This is a genomic window from Acidobacteriota bacterium (assembly GCA_035471785.1).
Lineage (GTDB): Bacteria > Acidobacteriota > UBA6911 > RPQK01 > DATIPO01 > JANQFM01.
This window is the reverse complement of the sequence record DATIPQ010000138.1, coordinates 53,028-73,676: the sequence shown is the minus strand read 5'-3', so window position 1 is coordinate 73,676 and position 20,649 is coordinate 53,028. Positions and strand designations below refer to the sequence as shown.

Genomic DNA, 20,649 nt, shown 5'->3' with positions numbered 1-20,649 from the left:
CAGAAAATCTCAAGCAGTGTCAAGTTTTTGACAAAGCGTCCGTCAAGGAATGGACGGGCGGAAAGTACAGCACCCGCTACTCGAAAAAATCGATGAGGTGCTGGCGCTCCTGTTGGTTGAGCTGAACCCGTCCCGAAGGAACGTATTCGAAGTTGACCACGCCGGGACCCTCCTCGGAGGCCGCCAGGGAGTGGGCCGCCGAGGCCGCCTGAGAGGTGCGTGCTTTGTTTTCTAAAGCGGCTTCACGCCTGCCTTGAAGAGCGCTCTGCCTCTCAGCGATCCGCAGGATGGGGTTGACCTGTCCAGTGAATTCGATCATCGGATTTACCGTGCGCCTCCATGCGACTTCTTTGAGAACTTGGGCCCCGGTCCTCAAGCTTCACATCGGCTCAGGTTGCAAAAGACTTTAGGCTTGACAGGCATTTTTTTCCACTTCTTGGCACTGAGATTGCTTAAACTAGGGAAGAGGCAAAGAACCCGCCGGTCTCGTCTACAACTTAGGTGAACAGAGGGCTCGCGGGGGGAAGCACGACTTCGACTGACAAGTGTGAAAGCAACCGTTGAAGATTTGGCATTCGTCAGACGGATGGCTGATCTCAATATAGGCCTTGACATACACCCAAACGGCAAGGTTTACTAGTGAAGCAATTTGCCTGCCAACTGGTAGCCGCAGCCGATGCGGGGGAAGCACGAGTTAGCGGGAGGAAACATGGCGGAAGCAGCTCAAGCGGTTCAACAACCCTCGGTGCTGGTGCTGGAAGATGATATCGATTTGACCAGCGCACTCCGAGACTACTTGCAGGATGAAGGTTGGGAAGTCGAGAGCGCATCCACCGCCGGCGAGGCACGCAGCAAGTTGACCGAGCAGGTCTTCGACCTGGTCTTGGCCGATTATCTGTTGCCTGACGCCGACGGACTCACGGTGTTTGAAGAGATCCAATCTCGTTGTCCCATGACCAAGGTCATGATCATGACCGGAGTCAAGGATATGGAGGTGGCAGCGCGGGCCTTTAAAAAAGGCGCCGCCGACCTGATTTCCAAGCCTTTCAAGGTCAACGAACTGGGCAGCCGCATCGACGAATTGATGGAGGAAAAGCGGCGCCAACTGGAAACCGATTCCAACGTGGTCGCTTTCCGCAAGCCCCGCAGCATGGTGGGGCGCAGCGCCTCCATGAAGAAGGTCTTTCGCCTCATGGAACTGGTGGCGGGACGCAGCCAGACCGTCCTCATCAGCGGCGAGAGCGGCACGGGCAAGGAACTGGTGGCGCGCGCCATCCACAATCAGAGTCCGCGTGCCAAAGCTCCTTTCGTGGCCATCAATTGCGGGGCCATCCCTGAGAATCTGCTGGAAGACGAGCTCTTCGGGCACATAAGGGGCGCCTACACGGATGCCCGTCAAAGCCGTATCGGCAAATTCGAGCAGGCCAACGGCGGCACCCTTTTCCTGGACGAAATCGGCACCATGCCGATGAACTTGCAGATCAAGCTGTTGCGGGTTCTGGAAGAGCGCGAGTTTCAAAAGCTCGGTTCCAACCAGACGGTAAGGGTGGACGTACGCATCCTGGCCGCCACCAACGCCAACCTGCGCAAGAAGGTGGAGGACGGCGAATTCCGGGAAGACCTTTTCTACCGCCTCAACGTGGTGCCCATCCAGCTCCCCGCCTTGCATGAACGCAAAGACGACATTCCGCTGCTGGTCAACCACTTCCTCAAGCTGGTAGCCCAGGAGGACGACGAAGCCGAACGCAAGATCTCCCCCGCCGCCCTCAAGCTTCTGATGGCCCACAAGTGGCCCGGAAACGTGCGCGAAATGCGCAACGTGCTGGAATTGGCCTGCGTGCTGGCCGGCGAAGACCAGGTGCTGGACGTGGAGCATTTTCCTTCTCTATTCGGAGGCGAAGCAGGCGAAGGCATCACGCCTGAAGGGGAGCTGCTCAAAAACTACCTTCAGCTTCCCAACGAGGGCATCAATCTCAATCAGGTGGTCAGCGAACTGGAGAAGAACCTGATTTGCCAGTCGCTCAAGCGCACCCAGGGCAACAAGGGCAAGGCGGCCCGCCTGCTCAACCTGAAGCGAACCACCCTGGTGGAGAAACTGCGCCGTATGAATCTGCTGGAGGATTTTTCGGCTTCCTAGAATCTGACGAGCAGCCTCATGCCGCCGAGAGCAATTGGCCTTCACCGCAGTCGCTGAAACTAGCTTGTGTGTGAACTTGTTGGCCGCCTGTCGGCCCTAGTGCAGTGCGCCAGAAGTTTTGAGCCACCCCGTCGCGTTATTCCACGCTTTCAGCGTTCACGCCTTGGCCGTCTGAAAACCCAGGGTGGCGCCGCCGTCTCGCTGGCGCTCGCCGCGGCTGATCCCTGGGCTGGCGAATCTGTCCCTGTCAGGGACAAGAACGGGAGGCCCGATCTCAGAACTTATGACCGGCGGCCCTAGAATCTGGCGGGCGGGCAGAATCTGCCGTCTGAAGCGGGCAGATATTGCCCACTTGGCGTGATGCTATACTGTTGCCATGCGCCGTCTTCTCGTGCTGCTGCTGCTCTTTTTTCCGCTTTTCCCTTTGGCACAGGACGATCCTTCGCCCACTTTCCGCGTCCGCTCCAATTTCATCAAGGTTCCCGTCACCGTCATGGATGAGCGGGGCAAGCTCATCAACAATCTGACCCGCGACGACTTCAGGGTGCTGGACGAGGGCTCACAGCGTCCCATCGAGAACTTCCTCCTCACCGAAGCGCCCGTCAACGTGGCCCTGCTGCTCGACGTGAGCGGCAGCCTGGAAGATGAGATCGACGAGATCAAGGTGGCCGCCCTCCGCTTCGTCTCGGCTTTCGGTCCCCAAGACAACTTCGCCCTCATCAGCTTCGCCGAGACGGTGGAGGTGCTGCAAGGCTGGACCAACCGTCGCAAGAAGATCAAGAAGGCCCTCAAGAAGCTGGAACCGGGCTTGCGGACCGCCCTTTGGGACGCGCTGCTGGAAACCACCCGCGAAACCATCAAGATGGTGAGCGGACGGCGGGTCATCATCGTGCTGACCGACGGTCTCGACAACCAGAGCCTGAGCAACTACGAAGAAACCATCCACAGCCTGCTCGAGAACGACGTCTCGCTCTACATCGTCAGCCGCACCCGCATCATCAAGCCCCAGGTGGCCAAGAGCAACCGGGTGGAATTTCTCAACGAAGTCATGAAGAAGGTGCTGGAAGAGGATCAGGACTACGTCGAGATCTATTTCGAGGAAAAAGAGACGGCCATGCAGCATCTGGCCGAAGCCACCGGCGGACGCGTGCTCTTCCCAACCCGGCTGGTGGAACTGCGCAGCAGCTACGCTCAGGTGGCGCGCGAGCTGAAGAACCAGTACCTGCTCACCTTCGAACCTCCCCACCAGTCCGACCGGCGCTTCCGCCAGATCGAAGTGGAATGCCGGGCCGACGTAGGCCGCATTTTCCACCGCCGCCAATACGCCTGGACCTCCCCTGAATGAACCCTCCCCGGCTGAGAGCGCTGCTTGGTGTTCTTTCATGACGACGGCCCAGCTTTGATGCTATGGACGCTTTTGGCCCTGCCGCCTTCCCTGCTGGCCTAGTGCAGTGCGTCAGAAGTTTTGAGCCACCCTGTCGCGTTATTCCACGCGTTCAGACCTTTGCCCTCTGAAACCCAGGGTGGCGCCGCCGTCTCGCTAACGCTCGCCGCGGCTGACCCTGGGCTGGCGAATCTGTCCCTGTCAGGGACAGGAACGGAGGACCCTGGCTCAGAACTAATGACCGGCAGCACTATGCGTAGCAATCATACCGCCGAGAGCAATTAAGTCTTCACCGCGGTCACTGAAACTTGAGGCGTGTGTGAACTTGTTGGCCACCTAGTAGCTGCAGGCGGTCGCGCCGCTCATGGGCCGCGGGCGAGCAAGAGCCCTGGGCGACGCTTGTGAAGCGGCGGGCTTCGCCGAGGTATGCCGCCAGATTCCACTGCCTTCCGTCGCTGGTCCAGCGCAGGGAGCCGTGGGTGGAAGTCGAATACCAGGGGATGGCGCGGTCCTCCAGGCGCGCCAGCAGGCTTGGCGAAGGATGGCCGAAGCGGTTGCTTCGTCCGGCTGAAATGAGCGCCAAGTGGGGCCCGACAGCGCGGAGGAATGGCGAGGAGGTGCTGCCGGCCGACCCGTGATGAGCTACCTTGAGAACGGTGACCGGTTCTAAGAGATGGCGTATGGCGCGCTCTGCGGCGGACTCGACATCTCCCGTGAGCAGAATCGAGCACTGGCCGTGGCTGAGCAGCAGCACCAGCGAGCGGTTGTTGGCGTCGCTTCCTCGATCCTGCAAAGACGGATGAAGGACGCGGTGCTCGACACCTTCAAGATGGAAGAAGTCTCCGCGGTAGAGCCGCTTCCCTTCCCGCGGATGGCCTGGGGAGAGAAAAAGCGTGGCGGGGGAGAAAAGCTTTTGGATGACGGCAGCGGCCCCGGCATGGTCGGAATGCTCATGGGTGAGCAGAAGGTAGCGCAGTGCCGGCGAGCGGATGTCCCACAGGTAGCGGGCGGTGACCCGCCATCCGATGAAGTCGAACAGGCCCTTGCTGCGCCAACTTCCTCCCGTATCGACCATGGCGCTGGAGCCTCCGGGGTAGGCGAGGTGGATGGCCTCTCCCTGTCCCACGTCGATGAGCGTGACGGCCAGCAGCTCAGCGGGCCAAGGAGACGGACTCATGCCGGCCAGCGCCAGCCGCAGATAGAGCAGCAAGGGCAGCGCAAGATACCCTCCCCAGCGGGCCTTGCCCGCGAGGGCCAGATGAGGGATGAGCAGCAGCAGAAAGTAGAGCGCGGCCTCCCATACACGGGGATGGGGCAGGAAGGAGCTGACGGATCCGGCTTCGGCCGTCCTCATCAGTTCGTAGCAGAGGATGCCCCACGTTTCCACGGCCCAGGAGGAGAGCGCGTCCGCGCCAGGAAGGCCAGACAGCAACAGGTCGAGGAGCCCCAGAGGCAGCATGAGGCTGATGACGGGGGTCAGCAACAGGTTGGAAGGCACTTGCGTCCACAGCCAGCGGTTGGACTGCTCGAGGACCAGGGGCAGCGTGGTGATCTGGATGAAGAAGCTGATGACGGTCAGGGGAACCGTCCAGCGCAGCAAAGCCGAAAGCCACCTCAGAGGGCGTCGGGTCCAGAGGGCGGGGACGAAAGCCAGCCGTTCTTCCAGCGCGAAGCGCATGCGGCGGCGCAGGCGCTGGGCGGGCGTTCGCTCCACCCGCAGGTTGGAGGCGCCCGCGTCGGCGCATCCGCGGCAGGCCTGGTCGATGAGGCGGGCGCGGGGGAGGTAGAAGAGGCCGATGGCCAGCAGCGAGAGGAAAGAAAACTGGAAGCCGCGCTGGAAAAGGCTGGCAGGATAGCAGATCAGCACCAGCAGGCCGGCCAGTCCCAAGGCGTTGAGGGGTTGGCGCTGCAATCCTTCCGTCCACAGCAGGTAGAAGAGAGTCCCCATGAGGGCGGCCCGCAGGGCCGGGACGCCCGCGCCCGAAGCCGCCACATAAGTCCACAGCAAAGCCAGCGTGAGGAGCGTGCCCGCACGTCCCCAGCGGCGCAGCAGGCGGTGGAGCAGGGCCAGCAGCAGCGACACGTGCAGTCCCGAAACCACGAAGAGGTGGATCAGCCCCAGGCGTTGCAGCCGCCTCCACTCGGCGTCGTCCCAATCCGGCCTCAATCCCAGACAAACGCCAGCCAGGATTTTCCAGGCTCTGGGATCGAGGTGCTGACGCCGCCGGTCGCGGTAGCGCGACAGGAGTTCACGCACGGCCTTCCAAGGACGCCCGTAGAAAGCAGTTGCAGCCGGCCCGGTCAAACGCAATTGACGGGCGGACTTGAGGTAGACCTGGTGGAGGATGCCCTTGAGGAAGAAGATGCGGCGGAAATCGGGCGCTCCGGGAGTAGCGAAAAAAGAGGGCTCGCGCAGGTGGGCATTGAAGCGCACCAGGTCGCCGCCGCGGGGCAAGGGTTGGGAAGATTCCCAGGGCAGGGAGACCTGCAAGAGATGTGGATAAGGGACGCTGCGTCCGCTCTGGCGCAGGCTGCGGGGACGCACCTGCAGACGCAGATCTCCGCGGAGCAACTGGGGACGGCCGGCAATGCCGCCCTCGACCTCGGCCGTCCGCTGCAGATCGACCTGGGAGGCGGGGCGGGCGGGAGGTCCGATCGCGGCCACCAAAGCCGTCAGCAGCACTGCCAACAGCAGACAGGGATTGAGCAGCAAGAAGCGGCGCAGCCGACCCAGCCTCCGGTGCAGGGCCATTTCAAGGTGATAGAGCCGGCGGGCAAGAGTCCTCACACCTTCTATAACGCTGCTGGTCGTCGAATCTACGAAATCGCCGCCCGAGCAACTAATGAGCCGATACGGCCGTTGTGCCCATCGCCGCAAGGATGCGCCTCCCACCCGCCGACACACGGGGGAGGCTGGTTTGCACCATGTTAGTGGCTGGCCCGCTGTCGACACGGCTGCTGGGCAAGGAAGCTGCTTTTCTGGAAGGTAGGATGCGCCACCTTGCGGCGGCGGGCATAGGCCGGCTGCTGAGGAAGCAGGTGACCTTTTCGCTCGGAGGGGCCAGCCGGCCAGCCCCTGACTTGATGCAAACCGGCTTCCCCCGTGTGTCGGCGGGTGGGAGGCGCATCCTTGCGGCGATCCAGGCAACGTTTGTGGGTCGGCTTCCTGCTGCCTACACCAACAACGAAAAGGGAGGAAGTCCCTGCTCCTCCAACAGACGGCGCTGCAAGTAGCTGCGCTGCAGCCTCTCGAAGGACTCCTTCTCGAGCTTCTTCTTGTAGACCCGGGTCTCACGCCGTATTTCCTTCTTCAACTCCCCCACACTCTCCCCCGGCAATTCCTCGAGCAACTCATCGGCCAGCGAAGCGCCGATCTCGCTCAATTCGCGGTCGACTTCCTCGAAACTGACAAAGGAAGCCCCCTCGACTTCCTGCTTGAGCGCCTCAAGGCGGCGGCAGGCCCGACCATAGGGCTCGGCGGACCGTGCTTCCAGGAGAGCGAGAATGCGTCCGATGTCGGCCGTGATCTTTGGGCGTGAAAGCTCCAGGCCGTCCTCCTGGCGGCGTCTTTCCATCCCTTCCCGATCTTCCTCCTCATCCTTTCCCAGCATGGCCTGCTGGTGTTCCTGGTGGGCTTCCAGGATGGCCGGGTGACAGTAGTAAAGGCTGCGGGGAGCCGGGCGTCCGCGTTTCTCGGCCGCTTCAAAGCTGCGGTCGATGCCGCGCAAGGCGATGTTCAAGGGGATGCCGCTGTCCCGCCACAGTTCGATCAGGCACCAGTCCAAGGGCGATACCAGCAGGTTCTTACCCCGTTTGCGGACGAAGTACTCTTCGATCTCGGTGAAGTAGTTGAAGTAGTTGTCCAAGGCTCGCTCCGTGGCTGATGAGGCATCTTACCAGTCCAATGCGACTGCGCCGAGGGCAACTTTTTTTCGCCGGCCAGCAACAATTCGCCACCTGCGCTCGTTAGAGGTTGCGAGGAGACGAGCATGAACAAGATTTGGACCGACTTCCGTTTGGCCTTTCGCACCTTTACCAAGTCCCCCGCTTTTACGCTCATCACGGTACTGACCCTGGCCTTGGGCATCGGGGCCAACAGCGCCATTTTCAGCGTCATCAACGGCGTCTTGCTCAAGCCTCTCCCCTTCGAGGACTCGGAACGGCTGGTCGGCGTCTGGCATACGGCGCCGGGACTGGGATTCGAGATGGTCAACCAATCGCCCGCCACCTACTTCACCTACCGCGACGAAAACCGCGTTTTCACCGACATCGGACTGTGGGACCAGACCGCGGTCACGGTCACCGGCCTGGACCAGCCCGAGCGGGTGTCCGGACTCAACGTCACCGACGGCACCTTGCCGCTGCTCGGCGTCGAGCCCGTCTTGGGCCGCACCTTCAGCAAAGAGGACGACAGCCCCGGCAGCCCCCGCACCGTCATCCTCAGCTACGCCTACTGGCAGCGCCACTTCGGGGGCAACTCCGGCGCTCTAGGCAAGACCCTGAACCTGAGCGGCAATTCTCACGAAATCATCGGAGTCCTGGCACCCGGCTTTCGTTTCCTCAATACCGACCCTGAGCTTTTGATTCCCTTCCGTTTCGACCGCTCCGAGACCATCCTGGGCAACTTCAGCTACCAGGGCGTGGCCCGCCTCAAGGACGGAGTCGACCTGGAGCAGGCCAATCAAGACGTCAACCGCATGTTCCCCATGGCGGCCGAGAACTTTCCCGGCGGCATCAGCCTCAACATGCTCAAAGAGGCCAAGTTCGCAGCCCGTGTACACCCTTTCAAGTTCGACGCGGTGGGCGACATCGGATCGACGCTGTGGATTCTGCTGGGGACGGTGGGACTGGTGCTGCTGATCGCCTGCGCCAACGTCGCCAACCTTCTGCTGGTGCGGGCCGAAGGACGCCAGCAGGAACTGGCCATCCGCATGGCGCTGGGAGCCGACCGCTGGTCGGTGGCCCGCAAGTTCCTGGTGGAAAGCCTGACCCTGGGACTCCTGGGCGGCCTGGCCGGGCTGGCTCTGGCCTACGGCGGCATCCGCCTGCTGCTCTTCCTGGAGCCGGGCAGCCTGCCGCGTCTGCAGGAGATCAGCATCGACCCCAACGTGCTGGGTTTCACGCTGGGCATCTCCCTGCTGGCGGGGGTGCTCTTCGGACTTTTTCCCGCCGTCAAGTACCTGCGTCCGGGGCTGGTGCTGGCGCTCAAAGAAAGCGGACGCGGCGGAACCGCGGGCAAACAGCGCCTGCGGGCGCGCAACATCCTGGTGGTCGGTCAAATCGCTCTGGCGCTGGTGCTGCTGGTGGGCTCGGGACTGATGGTGCGCAGCTTCCAGGCCATGCGCCAGGTGGAACCGGGATTCACCGATCCGGACACGCTGCAGACCTTCCGCATCACCATTCCCAGCGCCGTGGTGGGAGACCCGGTTGAAAGCGTCCGCATGCATCAGCAGATCCTCGAGAACGTCCGCAGCATCGGGGGCGTGGAGTCGGTGGGACTCTCCAACTCGGTTCCCATGGACGGGTGGGACAGCAACGACGCGCTTTTCGTGGAAGAGTTTCCTACCGCGCCCGACACCCTGCCGCCCATCCGCCGCTTCAAGTGGGTCTCCGAGAACTACCACGCCACCATCGGCAACCCGCTGGTAGCGGGACGCGCCATCACCTGGGACGACATCTACAACCAGCGTCCCGTGGTCATGATCACCGAAGACCTGGCCGCCGAGTACTGGGACGACCCGGCCCAGGCGCTGGGCAAGCGGGTGATGTCGAGCCTGTCTGAGAGCAACTGGCGGGAGATCATCGGGGTGGTGGGCCGAGTGCATGACGACGGAGTCGATCAGGACCCGATCAAGACGGTCTACTGGCCGCTGCTGGTGCGCGACATGTGGGAGAACGAGACCTTTACCCAGCGCTCGCTGGTCTACGCCATACGTTCGCCGCGGACGGGTGCCTCCGACTTCACGGACGAGCTGCGTCAAGCGGTTTGGGCGGTCAACCCCGACCTGCCCTTGGCCAGCGTCCGCACCCAGCGCGAGTGGCTGGACGGTTCCATGGCCCGCACCGAGTTCACCCTCATCATGCTGGCCATCGCCGCCGGCGCCGCCATCCTGCTGGGCGCGGTGGGGATCTACGGCGTCATCTCTTACGCCGTGGGCCAGCGCACTCAGGAGATTGGCGTCCGCATGGCGCTGGGAGCCCGCCAAACCGACGTCAGCCGCATGGTGCTGCGCCACGGCTTCTTTCTGGCCGTCATCGGAGTGGGCTTGGGTCTGGCTGCCGCCTTCGGCCTCACCCGCCTGATGGCGGCCCTGCTCTTCGGCGTCGACCCCGTCGACCCCGTCACCTACTCAGCGGTTGCTGCCGCCCTGACCCTGATCGTCCTCTCCGCCACCTACCTCCCCGCCCGCCGCGCCTCCCGCCTGGACCCCACCCAGGCCCTGCGCTGGGAGTAGGCAAGGGCAAGGGCAAGTGCGATTTGCGAAGTGCGAATTTCGAACGGTCCGGACTCGGGCCAGCCAATCGCCCTCCTTCGCCGAGGCTTCGAAGGACAGACCGTCGCTGTTGTCGACGTCAGCTTCGAAAAAGCCAAAGCGGCGTCCAGGCTGAAGGGGAGCCATTCGTTAGCCCCCTCCTTCGCCGAGGCTTCGCAGGACAGGCCGTCACTGCCGACGTCAGCTTCAAAAAAATCCAACGCGGCGTCCGGGCTCCCTGAAGGGAGCGATTCGTTAGCCCAGGGTGAAGCCCGCCGCAAGCGAAGCGCGCAAGGGGGCAACCCTGGGTCACGAAACGAGCTGGAAGCGAACCCTGAAGGGGTGGAATAGCGCTCCATCAGGGCAAACTGTCATGAATCGTGTCCGTATAGGTAAACAAGGGATATGGACTCCCATGACCAGGCGCGTCATAAGACAGGGTATAGAGCATGATACCCAGCTTATTCCCCCCCGACGGCTCATAGGCACACAGCTTCTTCACGTCATCCAAGGGCGTGTGATTCCCATTGGTAAACGTCATGCAACTCACTCCGATGGCCAACTTGTCCGTCCCCCCGATGGTCTGCCCATAGTCGTTGTAGAGGGAGATGGTGCTGCTGTAGCCGGGATAAGGCGTGTAGTCCATGGTGGACACGTAGTCGAACTGCTGGGCAAACGGCTGCAATTGCGGGTTGCCCAGCCAGGCGCCGTAGATCGGGGCGGTCATGATGGACCCCGAGGGCAAGGCGCTCCTGATGGCCTTCACCACGTTGATAATGGAAGGGTCGCTGGTCGGAGGCTCGTAGTCAACGGTGATACCGTCCACGCCCCAGTCCTCGGCGGCCGCGGCCACCGTTTGCGCGAAGGTGGAAGGGTCCTGCTCGGGGAAGCTGCCGCTCAGAATCCCCAGCGTAAATTTGGTCTTGCGCTGCTGGTTCTGCTGCCGCTGACGGATGTCCTCCATCCAGCCCATGATGGTGGCCTGGTCGTTGTGCAGCACCAGCCGGTCAAAGTTGAGACTGCCGTCATCGTTGATCAGCACGTAGAAAAGGATGACGATGTCCACGAAGTCCGGCGTTTGCTCCAGGGTAGGCGAGTGCTCGGGCCCCGTCGGCTCCTCCCCGCTCCAGTAGGCGATAAAGGTTTCCTTGCTCATGGTGTCTTCCTCCCTGCCTGGCGCCACGCGTCACAAGTTCTGAGCCATGCCGCATCCTAACTTACTTCGGATTTAACCTCGGCAGTCAGGATTGCGCCCCTTTGGTTTGGGGTTCTTTCGAACTTCGGATATCGCACCTCGAACCTGGTAAGACTCTGGCTCAAAAGCTCTTAACGCGCTGCACACAGTCGTTTTTGAAAGGTCCGTTACCCGATCAACTGCCCCCAAGCCGTAAACGATCTCACTCAATCGTGTTCTTGCGCAGCTTCAATCCACGGATGTTCCACATCTGAATTCGTACTTGGCTTCAAGCCGCCATCAGGATTAGACACGCAAACGTCCCCACCCCTCTTGACCCCTGCCGGACACCTGCCCCAACCTCACAATATCAAGTATCTCTATTATAACCACTTTTTTTGCCTGACTCGCTACATAAAGCACTACAATGGCCACTTACCTGCATCGAGAGGCCAGGTAAAGAGAGGCGACGATGGCAAGCAACCGATCTAAACTGCACCAGATTTGTGCCGATTTTCTGCACCACCTGAGCGCCACCAAGAACCTGTCCCGGCACACCCACCGCGCCTACGAAACCGACCTGCGCGACTTCCTTACCTTCGTCGGAGGACACAAGACGCTGGAGGTGTGCACCCGGGAGCTTTTGCAGTCTTACATGCACCATTTGCAGCACGAGCGCGAACTCAAGACCTCCACCGTCAAGCGCCGCCTGGCTTGCCTGCGTCAACTCTTCCTCTGGCTGGAGGACGAGGAGCGCATCGAAGTCACGCCCTTTCAGCGCTTGCGTGTCCGCCTGCGTCTTCCTCACCGCCTCCCCCGCACCTTGACCCGCAGGGAGGTCCGAGCCCTGATCCTGGAGTCGGCCAAACGCCTGGGAATCTACCGCAACAAGCGTTACACTCCTCAGAACCTCCCCCTACACCCTGACCCGGATGCCCTGCAGCAACTCACCACCCTGGTCTGCATCGAACTTCTCTTCTCCACCGGAATCCGCGTCGGCGAACTGGTCGCCATCCGTCTGCGCGACCTCGACATCGACACCTCCACCATCCTCATCCAAGGAAAGGGCCACCGCCAGCGCCATGTCTTCCTCCCCGACGACACCCTCCACGCCCTCATTTCCCGCTACCTTCAAATCCGCTCTTCCCTGCACCCCACAACCTCCCAACTCATCCTCCACCCTTCTCTGGACCGCCTCACCACCACGGCTCACGTCCGCCGCTGGATCGCCGAAGCCGGCCGCCAGGCTTCGCTAACCCGCCGCATCACCCCCCATATGTTCCGTCACACCGCCGCCACCCATTTGCTCGAGGCCGGCCTAGACATCCGCTACGTCCAACGCCTCCTAGGCCACCAAAGCCTCACCACGACACAGATATACACAGCTGTAGACAGTTCACATCTTAGAAGTCTCGTCCGGAAGTACAACTGCAGAGGAACTCTTAGGAGGCACTGATAATTTTTAGTTATCACCCGGCAGAGAACGTGTTTGGAGTTTTCGGGTGTCCAAAGCAGGAGTCTAGCGCAACCCTGACAGAATTGCAATTCAGACAGCAGTGGTTCTTTCTCTTCACACTTTATTTGGGATGGGTGCCGGCAGGTTCTTTGAATCTAAACAATGTAAGGAGACCATATTAGGACCATTCTTGTCGTGAGTTCGTGGGGCTTGGTGGCTCTACTTCTGGTAGGCGCCTGTTAATACGCATCCCTCATACCGCTAAACGGTCTAAAGACTCCCTTGAGGGATGATCCAGCCTGCGAGTTGCTGGGTAGCCTCGGCGATGCGGTCGAAGTCTCGGTCGTAGTGGAGGATGGTGAGGTTGTGGAGTTCGGCGGTGGCGGCGATGATGAGGTCGGGGATGGGTAGGCGGTGACGGCCGATCTTCGCCAGCTTGCTCTGGATCTCGATGGCGCGCTGGAACACGGGTTCGGTGAGGGGGATGTGGTGGTAGGCAAAGATCGGCGACGCCTTATGTCGGCGTGCTCTTTGGCGCCTCGGGCGCTGTAAACAACTTCCAAGTCCATGATGGCGCAGGTGGCGGCTTTTCACCCGCTTCGATGATTGGCGAAGTCGCTTGCGGACCGGTTCCAAGTGCATTGCGGGCCAAAGGCGCGCTTGTCGACCAAGTAGCGGGCCTTCATGAGCGCCATGCCTTGGCCATCACATCTGGATCGATCAGATCCAAGCCTTCCATGGAGGAGAGGGCCTCGACCTCCTCGCGACGCGCCTCGCCACGCTGGACTTCCAACAGGGCCTTCTCGATCGTTTCCCTGATGGTCGCCGTCGCAAGTATCCGCTTGGCTGATCGAAGCAGATCCCGATTGATCTCCACGCTGATCCTTTGCGTCGAACTCATCACATGCAGGATATCGTACTCGGCTTGTTGAAGATATCTGGTTGTAAGTCGAGTGGATATCCCATGCGGGCTGCTAGGAGCAGACGCAGAATTGTCTGCATTCCACGCGGATACAGTCGCCGGAGCCGGAGGGGCACCAGAGGGAGCAGTCGGCCGAGGAGGAGCAGAATTCGATCAGGATGCAGGCGTTTGTTTGGGTGGGGCCCAGTAGGGTCCTGACCCCCGCAAGTAAGGATAGGAAGACGATGGCGACGGTGATCTGGCGTAGGCTGCGTTTCATTTCTCCTCCTGAAGGATTGGATGGGTTGAGTGTCAATAAGTCTAGCAGAACGAAACTGGAGGTAGCCAGAAGGAAGATGCGGCGCATCGAGGGGATCGTGGCAAGGCCAATCCTCAGGAGTTCCGGCCATCCTCGCGCAGGGGGTTGTGCCAGGTGAGGGTGGGGAAGCGGGCGAAGTCGTTGTCGGCCGAGAAAAGGGTGAGGCCGTGTTCGATGGCCAGGGCGGCCAAGTGGGCGTCGGGGACGAGGTTGGACTGGTGTCCCACCACGCTGAGGAGGTCTTGCAGGATGTCCGCATGGCGGCGGGTGGGTTGGGGAATCCAGACCTGCTCCAGGGAGAGCCATTCCTGGACTTGGGACCAAGCATCCTCCATCGACGCCGGATGCTGGTAGATACGAGGATTGGTGACGAGGCGCAGGAAGGCCAGCAGAGAGGGCCAGGGGAGTCCGATGCGGGGATGGCGGTTGAGGACGTCCTCCAACCATTGACGGCTCTTGCCGTGCTGGGGCATGCTCTGGTTGAAGGCGTACACCAACAGATTGGCGTCCACCAGGATCATCGGTAGTCCTCTCCTTCAGCGATGGCCAAAGCTTCGGAGATGTTGTCGAGATCGTTGAGGCGGCAGCGTCCCAAATCGCGGGGATTGATCCGGTAGCGCTTGCTCTCCGGGGGAGGCGCCAGCATCACGTTGAGGCCCTTGCGCAGGGCTTGATTCACGACTTCCTTGAGCGTCAGATCGCGTTCTTTGCGCAGCCTTTGAATCAGTACCGCCACGTCCTCTTCGATGGTCAGCGTCGTCCTCATGCATCAGATCATAGATCTGGTGATGTCTTGATGTCAAGAAACCGTCGCCTGGTCAGGGCGCTGGGTTGGAGCTGGCGGCTATGGCGATCAGGGCGCCGGTGTCGAGGCGCTGGATCAGGCCCAGCAGGGAGACCTGGGCCGCGTCGCGGACGTGGATGTTAAGGGTGCCGCGGAAGACTGACTCCTCTTGGAAGAAGGTGTTGAAGAGCGGCTGTTCGGTCACGAAGGCGGACAGTTGCTGTCCAGGAGCGAGCACCATCGAGAGCGGGTCGGCTACAGGCGCACCCGAGGCGTCGAGCAGGGTCAGGTCGAGCGTGACCCCGTCGCTGCCCGGGTTATAGACCGCCAATCCGGTGTTTTCCAAGGCGTTCACGCTGACGTAGACCTGGTGCCGGGAGCGCGGCTGGGCTGGATTCACCGAAACAAAATTGTCGCCCAGGATGGTGAAAATCACCGTGGCTTCGAGACCCGATTCTTCTCCCCGGTCCGAGTGGACGGTCAGAGGACCGCTCAGGAGAGAGGCGGACGTGCCGTCGGTGACGATTTCGGTGCTCGACCAGGGCGCCAGCTCGTAGAAGATGGAAGAAGCCGCCCGTCTCTCGGAGGGAACTTGCTGAGGATTCCCCGACGAGTCGAAGAATCTGACCTCGCCGCTGTCCGGCTCGTCGCTGTTGTTTCGGATGACCAGACGGGTCCGGCTGGTGGTCCCCGCGATCAGGCCTTCGGCGTACTGCGGGAAAATCAAGAGAGGCGGAGTCTCTTCCGCCATCACGGCCAAGGTGCCGTCGACCGCCGCGGTGGCCACCTCCTCCCCGTCCTGGTCCGTAGCGGACACGCTGTCGAGCAGGAAGCCGTAGTCGGCTTGAGGCGTCCCCCGCGGGACGGACACTCTCAGCACCACCAGCGTTCCGTCTTGGATGGCGTTCTGGTTCAGCCCGCTGACGATGACCAGCAGAGTGTTGGGATCGAGCTGGTTTGAACTCACCGTCTTGGCGCCCGCGTCCGCCGCATTACCGGCCTCGGCCGCCAGCGAGAAATGGCTGCCGTCAAAGAGGACTTCGAACTGGAGGGCTGTGACTTCTTCGTCCTGGGCCTGGTAGTCGACGGCAATCTCGATCTCGGAACCGGGCGTGACGACGGCATTCCGCACGCTCAACTGTGCGGCCTGAGCCGTTGCCAGGCTAAAGACGACGGTGATCAATGCGAAAATTCTGGACATGGCTTTTCTCCACTTAGCGATAAGGCATCCGGCTGCGTCTTTCCCGGTCACCGGCAGCGGGACGGCCCTCCTCGACCGTGGACGCGAAGTTCAGCCGGCGCCCGTCGCCGTCGGTCCCGATGACCCGCCGGACAGACAGCACCTGGGTCCCCGGCGCAGCGGGCGCGGAGCCACTCACCGTCAAGGTGGCCACCGCTCCCGCCTCGATTGGTCCTTGGTTGAAGCCGGCGATCAGCAGGCGGTAGACCCCGGGCCCGATCGGGCGCAGGTAGAGAAGCTTTCCGCTTTTCCGCATGACCGGGCTGAGCACGGCCTCGACTTGCAGGTCGGGATCGGCCATCACCAGATCGAACTGGATACCGCTGAGACCGCTGGGAAGGCGGGTCAGCTCCACGGTCGCCTCAAGGGTTCCCTGGTTGCTCGGCTGCAGCTTTCCCAGGCGCAATTCGCCTGCTCCAGGAGAGCCGAGCGCCAAGGCCGTCCCCAAGGGAAGGACGGCCGCGACGAGGGCGGCTGCAAGTTTGCGTGAAAGGGTGCGGATCAACCGTGGGCGGAAATTTCTGCTCATTGGCATCCTCCACCAAGTGCGGCGTTGATTACCGCCTGAATGTCGGCCACGTTAATGGCGCCGTCTTGATTCAGGTCGCAAGTGGGCGGGGCGCTTTGCAGGGCTTCGTTGATCATGCTCTGCACGTCCGCGACATCTACGCCTCCATCGTCGTTGATGTCGCAGTCGCAACCGGCTCCGGCCGCCGAGAAAAAGATGAAATCATTGCTGAAAAGACCATTGCTGTTCTGGACCTGCAAGAAGTGCATGCCGGGCGACGGGGGAACCGTCGCCAATTGGACCACTACGTCCTCGCCCGAGCAGTCGGGAAGCTGGCCTCCTTGATGACACCGGACGTTGCCCAGGATCCGTCTTCCGTCGACATAGACTCGGGCCCCCGCTTCAACATGCCGTGCGCTGAGCAGCATGGAGTTGCTGCCGTCCAGGACGGTGGGGAAAATCTGGGGCCCCCGTTGCTCCTCGATAGGTCCCTGACTCCAAAGGGCGGGCTGGGGGTGATCCAGATCGACATTGACGCCCAGGCGTCCGGTAAAGGTGACGAGCAGCTCCCCGGCCGAGGCGCGTCCGATCAGATCGGAGCGGGTAAACCTTTGGGGCCTGGGACCGTCCTCCACATAGAGGCCCGATACGTACTGCAAGCGGACCGGCAGGGCGCTGTCGCCGTCGATGAACACACCTTCGCCCTGGAGCAGGACGGCGCCTTCACTAGCCGACACTTCCAAGGCGTTGAGCAGGTCATCGGTCAAGGCGGACCGGGCGGAGCCCTGATTGAGGGTGACCTGGCGGGCGAAGGATCCGGAGAAACCGGTGCTGCCTTCGGTCACCATGTTCCAGGCGGGCTCGAGGGCCGGGCTCAGCCCCACCCACATGTCCCTCTCCACGATCCCGGTCTGGCGCGCGGAGGGGAGCATGAGGTCCACCAGGTTGACCCGGCCCTGGGGCAGAATCAGCCAGCGGTCGTAGGCTCCGCGCCAGGTGGGTGCGTCCATCCCCGTCTCCGGCGTATTGGTGCTGACCCAGAAGGGCATTCGATGACAGTCGCCGCAGGTATTGGGGCCATCGGCAGTAATGACTCCGTCGATGTGAAAGACCTTGAAGCCCCGCTCGGCGGTGTCTGAAAGGACGTTGTCGAAGGAACGCCTCCTGGACGGCGGGTAAGGTACGCTGAGCAGGAACCTGGCCATGTCATCGCGCTGGCCGGCTGTAAATGCGCCGGGTTTGCCTTCGTCGTTGACCGTCGGGTCGCCAACCCTCAGCATGGTGGTAGCCAACCCTCCGTCGACGAGATGGCGGGTACTGCTCTCAGGAACATTGACGTCGCTGTTCGGGGGGTCGGAGCCCATGATATTGGCGGTGTTTCTTCCGCCATAGGGATCGCCGGGAATGCCGTCCCAGTGATAGGGGGCGGTGTCGCGCAGACCCCGGACCGGCATCGTTATGCGAGGCGGAATCTGGGTGCAGCCTGGCACACTGCAGATCGGCGTGTCCAATACCCACAGCAACTGGTCGGTGTGCCCGTCAGGATGGCAGCTCTCGCAGGAGAAAGTCCCCGTGCTGGACGCACTGGCGTCGTGAAAGACCATCCGCCCCCGCTTCACTTCGGGATGAGTGGGATCCTCCAAAGCAACAGTCTCGACCACCTCGGGGTGGGAGGGATCGGAGAGATCGACCAGCGACACCGTGTTGGAGACGGCATTGAGTACCCAGGCCCGGGCCGGCTCACCCTGGACGCCCGACTCCAGCGCGATGCCTCTAGGAACCGCGCCGACATCGGTGCGTCCCAGAGCTTGTCCGCTGGCGGCGTCGATGGTGAAGAGCTTATTGGAGCCAGCCGCCGAGACGACCAGCGTCGAGTCGTCGGCGCTGATCTGAATGGCGTAAGGCGTCGCCAACGCCATAGCAGGCGCCGGATGCTGGGGTGGAAGCGGCTCGAGATCGATCACCTGGGGAGAGCCGCAGCCCCCCCCGCCGCAGTCGACGCGGGCGATCTGGTTGAGGAAGGCCCGGTTTTCCAGCTCAGCCAAGCCGTCCCCTCGGGTCCCGGCCCGGCCGTTGACATGATTGCGGGCCTCCGTCTGAGCCACGAAGACGCGTCCGGCGGAGTCCACGGTCAGGCCATAGAGCAACGTCCCCACCTTGCTGACAACCCGGACCAGGCGGTCGGTAGTCGTATCGAAGACGTAAAGGTCGCGGTCCGGGACGGCCGGATTCTTGACGATGTCGACGTCGATGCCCAACGACAACACGTTGTTGGAATGTTGGATGGCATTAAAGGTACACAAGTCCCCATTGACGGGTCCTGTGCAGCCCGAGATCTGGGTCTGGTTGTTGGACTCGAAAGGAATCACGTAGAGCCGGTCGCCGCGCACGGTCAACGCCCGAGGATCCTGGGCCGTGATCGTCAGCCGTTTCACCACCCGCCGCTCGGGCACGCTGATGACGGCAACCTGGTTCTCTGACGACAGCGCCACGTAGGCTTTCTCATTGTCGGCGAAAGCCAGCCCCACAGGCTCGTCAAAGCGGGTCGCCTTGGTGACGGGGTCGAAGTCCTGAACCGTGGCCAGGACTTGCAGGTAGGTGAGGCTTTGCGGATCGCTGTCGATGACGCTCACCGAGTCTGAGATGTGATTGCTGACCCAGACTTCCTTGCCGTCCGGACGCACCGCGATCGCCACCGGGTCGATGCCCACGTTGACCCGCGCGAGGATGGAATGGCTGGAGGCGTCGATGACGTCCACGGTATCGGCGGGAGTGTTGGCGACGAAGACGCGTCCGCCGATCAGGACGATGGGATTGGAATGCGGACTCATGAAGGTGGGATGTCCCGTCTGGGAGCGCTGCAAGGGAGGCGCTTGGGCGCCGTTGGCCTCCTGCAAGCCTCGGGCCGTCAGCAGTCCGGCCACGGCTACGATCCCCAGGCCCAGGATGCTTGTTGCGGATAACTGCTTGAAGCGTCTCATGCTGTTCTCCAGGCCACAACGCTGATCGTTAAAAAGTGCGGAAGCTTGATGCTCAAGTTAGCACCGTTCTTTTCTCGCCTTCTGACCTGCGAAGGCACTTCCCGGGGACAGAAGCCCGATGGCCTTGAATCTGAAATCGTGGGCGGTAACGAGGAACGTATGGAGCGTTGGCCGTTGCCAGGTATCAAGCGCCGACCACGTTCTCCTTGGCTGGGGCCGCCTTCCCGGTCAGTTGCGAATCTTGTAAGCTCTAGGCCATGCAGCGAACAGCTTCTCCCAACATGGACCCGGCGCCCAGGGACATCGCGCCGGGACGGTTGTGGATCGACGGACGGCCCTGCGAGGCGGCTTCCGGCAAGGCCTTGGAAGTGGACTACACTCTCGATCTCTACAGCCAGACCAAGAGCGTCTGGATCAGGCTTTGACTGGATATGCGCGCTTTCTACGACGAGGACGCTGATCTGGAGGAGTTGCGGGATGAGACCGTGGCCGTGCTGGGCTAAGTCATCCAGGGGAGGACCGAGAGAAACCGGGAAGTGAACACATTGGATTCAGCGCTTTGGACCTATTCTTCCGGGCTGACCTGGGTTCCTTGGAACAGGGCTTGCACCGGGACCCACAGGCGGTGGGGGCCGAAGCGGATGTTGAGGACGGCTTTTCGGTGGTCGGCTTCGTCCAGCGTGAAGTCGATTTGCAGCTTGTCGGCCACCCTCTCTTCCTTCGACCATTGCAGCGGGACGCGGAGGCCCTCGGGACTTTCCTTGCGGTTGACGTGCCAGGCGTCGATCTTCATCTCGTAAGTCGAATCGGGATCGAGCAGAATCAGTGCCCAGTCGTCTTCGGCGCTGCGTTCCAGCACCGCGTAGTAGATTCCGGGCTGGACGGTGGTTTGACCCATGCGCAGGGGAAAACGGGTGTCGAGGTTGCTCCAGTAGTTCTGACCCATGCGCCAGCGCTTGCCCCGGGTCAACCGGTCGAACTGCTGGGCGTACTCCTGCTTCCAGGGAGGTTGGCCGTATTCGATGGCCACCTGTCCGGGCGAGTAGTTCCACGGTTTGTCCGAGGTCTTGCTGAAGTAGATCAGGCGGGTTGAGCCCCGTTCTTCGCTCATCGCCCAGCCTTGAAAAGGCGCGTCTTTATAGTCTTCCGGCGGCGCCGCCAGAAGCAACACCATTGTTACCAGTAAATGCATGACTTCTCCCTTCACTCCCTTTGATATTTACACGCCGGCAAGTCCTCAGGGGTTCCGTCCTGAGGAGCGGGAGTCAGGGGAGGCCGTCTTCCTGGCAGCG

General features: G+C 61.8%; 17 protein-coding genes. 5 read left to right on the top strand and 12 right to left on the bottom strand.

Features of this window, described 5'->3' with window-relative positions; all coding sequences use genetic code 11:
• Positions 1–76: 76 nt before the first annotated feature.
• Positions 77–319: a hypothetical protein gene (locus VLU25_19575; protein ID HSR70138.1), complete on the bottom strand. Its 243-nt coding sequence runs from the start codon at positions 317–319 to the stop codon at positions 77–79.
• Positions 320–709: 390 nt separating this feature from the next.
• Here VLU25_19575 and VLU25_19570 point away from each other — a divergent pair, with 390 nt between their 5' ends.
• Complete coding sequence (locus VLU25_19570; GenBank protein ID HSR70137.1) at positions 710–2,137, top strand: sigma-54 dependent transcriptional regulator; 1,428 nt, start codon at positions 710–712, stop codon at positions 2,135–2,137.
• A 376-nt stretch (positions 2,138–2,513) separates the two neighbouring features.
• The gene (locus VLU25_19565) at positions 2,514–3,482 is read left to right on the top strand and encodes a VWA domain-containing protein (GenBank protein ID HSR70136.1); all 969 of its coding nucleotides are present in this window, start codon (positions 2,514–2,516) and stop codon (positions 3,480–3,482) included.
• A gap of 337 nt (positions 3,483–3,819) precedes the next feature.
• On the opposite strand, the gene VLU25_19560 is transcribed toward VLU25_19565, so the two are convergent.
• Positions 3,820–6,309, bottom strand: a complete 2,490-nt coding sequence (locus VLU25_19560) for a ComEC/Rec2 family competence protein (GenBank protein ID HSR70135.1) — start codon at positions 6,307–6,309, stop codon at positions 3,820–3,822.
• A 385-nt stretch (positions 6,310–6,694) separates the two neighbouring features.
• Positions 6,695–7,387 carry a hypothetical protein gene (locus VLU25_19555; protein HSR70134.1) on the bottom strand — a complete coding sequence of 231 codons (693 nt, stop codon included), beginning with the start codon at positions 7,385–7,387 and terminating at the stop codon, positions 6,695–6,697.
• 123 nt (positions 7,388–7,510) lie between these two features.
• Here VLU25_19555 and VLU25_19550 point away from each other — a divergent pair, with 123 nt between their 5' ends.
• Positions 7,511–9,976, top strand: a complete 2,466-nt coding sequence (locus tag VLU25_19550; protein ID HSR70133.1) for an ABC transporter permease — start codon at positions 7,511–7,513, stop codon at positions 9,974–9,976.
• 376 nt (positions 9,977–10,352) lie between these two features.
• On the opposite strand, the gene VLU25_19545 is transcribed toward VLU25_19550, so the two are convergent.
• Positions 10,353–11,150 (bottom strand): glycosyl hydrolase family 18 protein, encoded by a 798-nt coding sequence (locus VLU25_19545; GenBank protein ID HSR70132.1) that lies wholly within the window; start codon positions 11,148–11,150, stop codon positions 10,353–10,355.
• Between the two features lie 490 nt (positions 11,151–11,640).
• Here VLU25_19545 and VLU25_19540 point away from each other — a divergent pair, with 490 nt between their 5' ends.
• Positions 11,641–12,624 (top strand): tyrosine-type recombinase/integrase, encoded by a 984-nt coding sequence (locus VLU25_19540; protein ID HSR70131.1) that lies wholly within the window; start codon positions 11,641–11,643, stop codon positions 12,622–12,624.
• Between the two features lie 270 nt (positions 12,625–12,894).
• Here VLU25_19540 and VLU25_19535 read toward each other — a convergent pair whose 3' ends face one another.
• The 7 genes from VLU25_19535 to VLU25_19505 all read right to left on the bottom strand — a co-directional run bounded on the left by VLU25_19535 (position 12,895) and on the right by VLU25_19505 (position 19,357).
• The gene (locus VLU25_19535) at positions 12,895–13,266 is read right to left on the bottom strand and encodes a PIN domain-containing protein (GenBank protein ID HSR70130.1); all 372 of its coding nucleotides are present in this window, start codon (positions 13,264–13,266) and stop codon (positions 12,895–12,897) included.
• 40 nt (positions 13,267–13,306) lie between these two features.
• Entirely contained in the window at positions 13,307–13,501 is a 195-nt protein-coding gene (locus tag VLU25_19530; protein HSR70129.1) for a hypothetical protein, read from the bottom strand.
• Between the two features lie 417 nt (positions 13,502–13,918).
• Entirely contained in the window at positions 13,919–14,365 is a 447-nt protein-coding gene (locus tag VLU25_19525) for a type II toxin-antitoxin system VapC family toxin (protein HSR70128.1), read from the bottom strand.
• Positions 14,362–14,610, bottom strand: coding sequence for a DUF2191 domain-containing protein (locus tag VLU25_19520; protein ID HSR70127.1), 249 nt, complete (start codon positions 14,608–14,610; stop codon positions 14,362–14,364). Before VLU25_19520 ends, VLU25_19525 begins: the two co-directional genes overlap by 4 nt.
• 52 nt (positions 14,611–14,662) lie before the next feature.
• Positions 14,663–15,829 (bottom strand): hypothetical protein, encoded by a 1,167-nt coding sequence (locus tag VLU25_19515; protein ID HSR70126.1) that lies wholly within the window; start codon positions 15,827–15,829, stop codon positions 14,663–14,665.
• Between the two features lie 13 nt (positions 15,830–15,842).
• Entirely contained in the window at positions 15,843–16,397 is a 555-nt protein-coding gene (locus VLU25_19510; protein ID HSR70125.1) for a hypothetical protein, read from the bottom strand.
• Entirely contained in the window at positions 16,394–19,357 is a 2,964-nt protein-coding gene (locus VLU25_19505) for a dockerin type I domain-containing protein (GenBank protein HSR70124.1), read from the bottom strand. The genes VLU25_19510 and VLU25_19505 overlap by 4 nt, the downstream gene beginning before the upstream one ends.
• 257 nt (positions 19,358–19,614) lie before the next feature.
• Here VLU25_19505 and VLU25_19500 point away from each other — a divergent pair, with 257 nt between their 5' ends.
• Complete coding sequence (locus VLU25_19500; GenBank protein HSR70123.1) at positions 19,615–19,782, top strand: hypothetical protein; 168 nt, start codon at positions 19,615–19,617, stop codon at positions 19,780–19,782.
• A gap of 140 nt (positions 19,783–19,922) precedes the next feature.
• On the opposite strand, the gene VLU25_19495 is transcribed toward VLU25_19500, so the two are convergent.
• Positions 19,923–20,549: a DUF2911 domain-containing protein gene (locus tag VLU25_19495; protein HSR70122.1), complete on the bottom strand. Its 627-nt coding sequence runs from the start codon at positions 20,547–20,549 to the stop codon at positions 19,923–19,925.
• Positions 20,550–20,649 lie beyond the last annotated feature (100 nt).

Excerpts from the sequence above, each read along its gene's own strand:
- VLU25_19540 (HSR70131.1), top strand. The coding sequence starts at position 11,641 with ATGGCAAGCAACCGATCTAAACTGCACCAGATTTGTGCCGATTTTCTG.
- VLU25_19550 (HSR70133.1), top strand. The coding sequence starts at position 7,511 with ATGAACAAGATTTGGACCGACTTCCGTTTGGCCTTTCGCACCTTTACC.
- VLU25_19520 (HSR70127.1), bottom strand. The coding sequence starts at position 14,610 with ATGAGGACGACGCTGACCATCGAAGAGGACGTGGCGGTACTGATTCAA.
- VLU25_19505 (HSR70124.1), bottom strand. The coding sequence starts at position 19,357 with ATGAGACGCTTCAAGCAGTTATCCGCAACAAGCATCCTGGGCCTGGGG.
- VLU25_19515 (HSR70126.1), bottom strand. The coding sequence starts at position 15,829 with ATGTCCAGAATTTTCGCATTGATCACCGTCGTCTTTAGCCTGGCAACG.
- VLU25_19545 (HSR70132.1), bottom strand. The coding sequence starts at position 11,150 with ATGAGCAAGGAAACCTTTATCGCCTACTGGAGCGGGGAGGAGCCGACG.
- VLU25_19575 (HSR70138.1), bottom strand. The coding sequence starts at position 319 with ATGATCGAATTCACTGGACAGGTCAACCCCATCCTGCGGATCGCTGAG.
- VLU25_19495 (HSR70122.1), bottom strand. The coding sequence starts at position 20,549 with ATGCATTTACTGGTAACAATGGTGTTGCTTCTGGCGGCGCCGCCGGAA.
- VLU25_19570 (HSR70137.1), top strand. The coding sequence starts at position 710 with ATGGCGGAAGCAGCTCAAGCGGTTCAACAACCCTCGGTGCTGGTGCTG.
- VLU25_19565 (HSR70136.1), top strand. The coding sequence starts at position 2,514 with ATGCGCCGTCTTCTCGTGCTGCTGCTGCTCTTTTTTCCGCTTTTCCCT.
- VLU25_19525 (HSR70128.1), bottom strand. The coding sequence starts at position 14,365 with ATGATCCTGGTGGACGCCAATCTGTTGGTGTACGCCTTCAACCAGAGC.
- VLU25_19510 (HSR70125.1), bottom strand. The coding sequence starts at position 16,397 with ATGAGCAGAAATTTCCGCCCACGGTTGATCCGCACCCTTTCACGCAAA.
- VLU25_19500 (HSR70123.1), top strand. The coding sequence starts at position 19,615 with ATGCAGCGAACAGCTTCTCCCAACATGGACCCGGCGCCCAGGGACATC.
- VLU25_19535 (HSR70130.1), bottom strand. The coding sequence starts at position 13,266 with ATGCACTTGGAACCGGTCCGCAAGCGACTTCGCCAATCATCGAAGCGG.